Annotated in this window: 4 protein-coding genes; all 4 read left to right on the top strand. The window is 78.4% G+C overall.

The genetic code is table 11. From position 1 onward, the window contains the following. The coding region (locus AC0IW9_RS30070) for a chemotaxis protein CheW (RefSeq protein ID WP_471651980.1) at positions 1–906 on the top strand (906 nt) is incomplete at its 5' end. Continuing rightward, positions 903–1994, top strand: a complete 1092-nt coding sequence (locus AC0IW9_RS30065; protein WP_471651979.1) for a chemotaxis protein CheB — start codon at positions 903–905, stop codon at positions 1992–1994. The genes AC0IW9_RS30070 and AC0IW9_RS30065, both read left to right, overlap by 4 nt. Beyond that, on the top strand, positions 1991–2773 hold the full coding sequence (locus tag AC0IW9_RS30060; protein ID WP_471651978.1) for a response regulator: 783 nt from the start codon (positions 1991–1993) through the stop codon (positions 2771–2773). The genes AC0IW9_RS30065 and AC0IW9_RS30060 overlap by 4 nt, the downstream gene beginning before the upstream one ends. After that, positions 2770–4624: chemotaxis protein CheA (locus tag AC0IW9_RS30055; RefSeq protein WP_471651977.1), on the top strand; the 1855-nt coding region annotated here is incomplete at its 3' end. The genes AC0IW9_RS30060 and AC0IW9_RS30055, both read left to right, overlap by 4 nt.

Raw genomic sequence — 4624 nt, 5'->3', positions numbered from 1 at the left:
TCGAGGACCAGCGTGGACATTCTTGTTCCTTTCGAATCCGCGCCGCGGAGATTTGGCGGATGGTCGCATGGCGGGCTCTCGGGGCTGTCGCTGCGGCTGGGCGGGGTGGCGCTGACGGTGCCGGCGGCGCTGGCGGAACGCATCCTGCCCTGGCTGGCGCCGCCGGTGCCGGTACCCGCCGCGCCGCCGGGGGTGCTCGGCTATGCGCTGGCGGGCGGGCGGCCGGTGCTGGTGCTGGACCTCGGCTGGTGCGCCGGCGGGGCGGCCGGGGAAGCGGGGACGGGAGAAGCGGGGGCGGGGGAAGCGGGGGCGGGCGAGCTGCTGGCGGTACTGGGCTGGGCGGGGCGGCGCTTCGCCCTGCCCTGCGACCGGGTGGCGACGGTGGCCGAGCCCGGCGCCGGGTTCCGCGCCTGGCTGGAGGGCGCGGCGGCGCGGCGGGCACTGGCCGAGGCGCCGGCGGCGGCGGCGGCGGTGCCGGCGCCGCCCGAGCCGCGGCGCGGGCTGCTGCTCTGCAGCGCCGCCGGGCGGCGCTTCGCGGTGCCGGCCGAGGAGGTGGCGGCGGTGATCGCGCCGCAGCGCCCCTTGCCGGCCCCGGCCGGGCTGGGCGCGCGGGTGCGCGGGGTCTGCGCGCATCGGGGCGACGTGCTGCCGGTGCTCGATGCCGGGGAGAGCATGGGCGGGCCGCCGGCGCTGGCGGCGGGACCGGTGCCGCTGCTGCGGCTGCCGGGCGGCGGGGGCTTCGGCCCGGCCGGGCTCGCCGTCGCGGTGCGGCAGGTGCATGGGCTGCGGCAGGTGGCCGTCGCGGCCTGCACGGCGGTGGCGGATCCCGCCGGCCTGGTCGCGGCGGTGGTGGAATTCGAGGCGGCGCCGCTGCCGATCCTGCGGCTGGCGGGCCTCGTCACGTGATCGGCGTGCTGGTGGTGGACGACAGCGCCTTCATGCGGCTGGCGCTGCGGCGGATCATCGAGGCCGAGGGCGACCTGAAGGTGCTGGGCGAGGTCGCCGACGGCGCTGCGGCGCTGGAGGCGGTGGCCCGGCTGCGGCCGCAGGTGGTCGCCATGGATGTGGAGATGCCCGGCCTCGACGGGCTGGAGGCGACCCGGCGCATCATGGCCCTGCCCGATCCGCCGGCGGTGGTGATGGTGAGCCACCATACCGCGACGGGCTCGGCGGTGGCGCTGGCGGCGCTGGAGGCGGGGGCGGTGGATTACCTCTGCAAGGAATCCGGGCTGGGCGGGCTGGACCTGGGCGGGCTGGACAAGGCGCTGCGCGGGCGGCTGCGGCATTGGGCGCTGGCGCGGGGCGTGCCGCTGAGGGCGACGGTGCCGGGGATGACGGCGGCGCGGGTGACGGCGGCCGGGGCGCCGGCATCCCCGCCTCTCCCCCTGCCGGCGCGGGCCGGCGGGCCGGTGGAGCTGGTGGTGGTCGGCGCCTCGACCGGGGGTCCGGATGCGCTGGCGGCCTTCCTCGGCGGGATGATGCAGGCGCGCGGGCCGCTGGCGGTGCCGCTGGTCATCGCCCAGCACATGCCGGCGGAGATCGCGGTGGATTTCGCCCGGCACCTGGCGCGGGGCAGCGGGATGCCGGTGCGGGTGGCCGAGGCCGGCCGGCCGTTGCCGCTGGGGGAGGCGGTGCTGCTGCCGGGCGGCACGGATGGGACGCTGCTGAAGGGCGGGGGCGGGTTCGGCCTGCGGCTCGCGCGGACGGCGGCGGCGGTGCATCCCTCGGTGGACCTGCTGTTCCGCTCCGCGGCGCTGGTGGCGCGGCAGGCGATCGGGGTGGTGCTGACCGGCATGGGGCGCGACGGGTGCGAGGGCGGGGCGGCCATGGCGCAGCGGGGCATGACCCTGCTGGCGCAATCGCCCGAAAGCTGCGTGGTGGCGGGGATGCCGAGGGCGCTCTGTGACGCCCTGGGCGCGGCGGGGCTGGCGGCGGAGACGGGCGCGCCGGCGGCGCTGGGGCGGCGGGTCGCCGGCCTGGTGGGCGGCGGATGAGCATGCTCGACCCCGAATTGCTGGAAGCCTTCGCGCCGGAATTCGCGGCGCTGGCGGCGCGGCTGGCCGCCGCCGGGGACATGGCCGCGGCCGGCCGGGCGCTGGATGGGTTGCGGGCCATGGCGGAGGGCTTCGGCATCGCCTCCCTCGCCGGGATGATCGCCGGGGCGGCACCGCTGCTGGACCCGCCGGACCTGCCGGGGCTGCAGGCGCTGGGCGGGGCGCTGGCGAGGCAGGCGGCGGCGGTGGTCGCGGCCGGCGCGGATGTGTCGATGGAGGAGCCAGCGGATGTGCCGATGGAGGGGCCAGCGGCTGCGCCGATGGCTGCCGCACCGCCCGCAGTCCTGGTTGCGGGCGCCGGCATCCGCACCCTGCTGGTCGATGACAGCGGGACGATGCGCCGCATCCTGCGGGACATCCTGGCGACCGACCCGGATTTCACCCTGGTGGGCGAGGCCGCCGATGGGGCGCAGGCGCTGGAGGCGGCGCGGCGGCTGGCCCCGGACCTGATACTGCTGGATATCGAGATGCCGGTGCTGGACGGGATCGGCGTGCTGCGGCACTGGGCGCTGGAGGGCCGGGGGGCGGTGGTGGTGGTCTCCTCCGCCGCGCGGCCCGGCTCGGCGACGGCGCTGGAGGCCCGGCGGCTGGGCGCCGCGGCGGTGGTGGGCAAGCCCTCGGGCGCGCTGTCGCTGGACATGGCGGAACGCGGCGGGACGGCGCTGCTGCGGGCGGCGCGGCGGGCGGTCGGGCTGCCGCTGCGCGGAGGCTTGGCATGATCGAGGACGACAGCCTCTGGCAGGAATTCCTGGCCGAGAGCGAGGAGCACCTGGACCAGTTGGAGGCCCTGCTCGGCGCCGGGACGGCGGACCGGGCGGCGGTGGACCGGCTGTTCCGCGGCTTCCATTCGCTGAAGGGCATGTCGGATGCGCTGGGCGCGGCGGGGATGAAGGGCCTCGCGCATCGCTGCGAGGATATCCTCGGCCTGGCCCGGCAGGGCGGCGTGGTGGTGGGCGGCGGCGTGGCGGATGCGCTGCTGGCGGCCGTCGACATGCTGCGGCGGCAACGGGCGGCGCTGGCCCTGGATTTGCCGCTGGCGGAGGCGCTGCTGCGCCGGGTGGAGGACCTCGCCGACCGCACCCTGGACCCGGATGCGGCAGCGCTGCTGGCCGCCGAGGGGCCGGGGTTGGTGGAGGCGCTGCGCCAGGCATCGGAGGGCGGCGCCGCGGCGATCCGCGCGCTGGGCGCCGCGCCGCGGGCGGCCGGGGAGGCCGAGCTGGCGCTGCCCGCGGCGCTGGCGGAGTTCCTGCCGGTGCTGGGACCGGAGGGGCGGCGCCGGGTGGCGGCGGCCCTGGCCGGGGGGATCGGGCTGTACCGGCTGCGGCTGGCGATGGGCCGGCCGGCGGCGGAGGAGGAGGCGGCCGGGATCTGGCTCGCCGGGGCCGGGGAGGTGCTGACCAGCCGCAGCCTGCTGGACCGCCTGCCGCCGCAGCTCGACCTGCTGCTGGCGACGCGGCTGGCCCCCGAGGCGCTGCGGGCCGGGCTAGCGGCGGCGGACCCCGGGCAGACCGCGGTGCTGGGGCTGGAGCCGGTGGATGTGGCGACACCGGCCGCGCCGGTCGCCGGGGCACCGGCCACCATGCGGGTGCGGCAGGATACCATCGACGGCGTCATCGCGCTGGAGGCCGAGGTGCGGGCCGCGGCGCTGGCCCTGTCCGAGCTGCTGCGGGAGGCGGGGGCGGGCGGCGCGCTGGCGCGGCTCGGCAGCCTGGAACGCCGGCTCGGCGGCAGCGCGGCGCGGGAGCTGGCCGGGGCGCTCGATACGCTGCGCGGGGTGCAGGCGCAGCTCGAACGGACGGAGGGGCGGCTGAGCCTCAGCCTGCGGCAGCTGGACGAGGCGGTGATGGAGCTGCGGGTGGTGCCGCTGGCGACGCTGTTCCAGCGGCTGCCGCGGGTGGTGCGGGCCACCGCCGAAAGCTCCGGCAAGCAGGTGGAGCTGGTGCTGGCGGGGGAGGCGGTGACGCTCGACCGCTCGCTGGTCGAGCTATTGGCCGACCCGCTGCTGCATCTGACGCGCAATGCGGTGGACCATGGGATCGAGCCGCCGGCCGAGCGGGTGGCGCTGGGCAAGCCGGCGCGGGCGGTGCTGCGGGTGCAGGCCGAACGGCGCGGCGGCCAGGTGCGGCTGGAGGTGGCGGACGACGGGCGCGGGATCGACCGCGCGGCAGTGCTGCGGAAGGCGGTGGAACGCGGGCTGGTGGCGCCGGGGGAGGCTGCCGGGCTGAGCGCCGGGCAGGTGCAGGCGCTGCTGTTCCGCCCGGGCTTTTCCACCCGGGACGCGGTGACCGAGACCAGCGGCCGCGGCGTCGGCCTGGACGTGGTGCAGGATGCGGTGCGCCGGGCCGGTGGCGCGTTGGAGCTGCTGAGCGAGCCGGGCGCGGGCACGCGCTTCATCCTGACCCTGCCGCTGACCGCGGCGGTGCAGGCGGTGCTGCTGGTGGAGGTGGGCGGGCACCCCTATGCGCTGCCGGCCGGGCGGGTGGAGGCGGTGCTGGAAGCCGGCGCCGCGCCGCCCGGGCAGGAGGTGCTGGACCTGGCCGGGCTGCTCGGCCTGCCGGGCGGGGGCAGCG

The organism is Belnapia sp. AC561, from assembly GCF_979252845.1.
The sequence above is the reverse complement of the archived record's forward strand: the minus strand, read 5'-3'. Positions and strand labels throughout refer to the sequence as shown.

What these genes read in the sequence shown, in the direction of transcription:
- AC0IW9_RS30060 (WP_471651978.1), top strand. Translation starts at nt 1,991, where the DNA reads ATGAGCATGCTCGACCCCGAATTGCTGGAAGCCTTCGCGCCGGAATTC.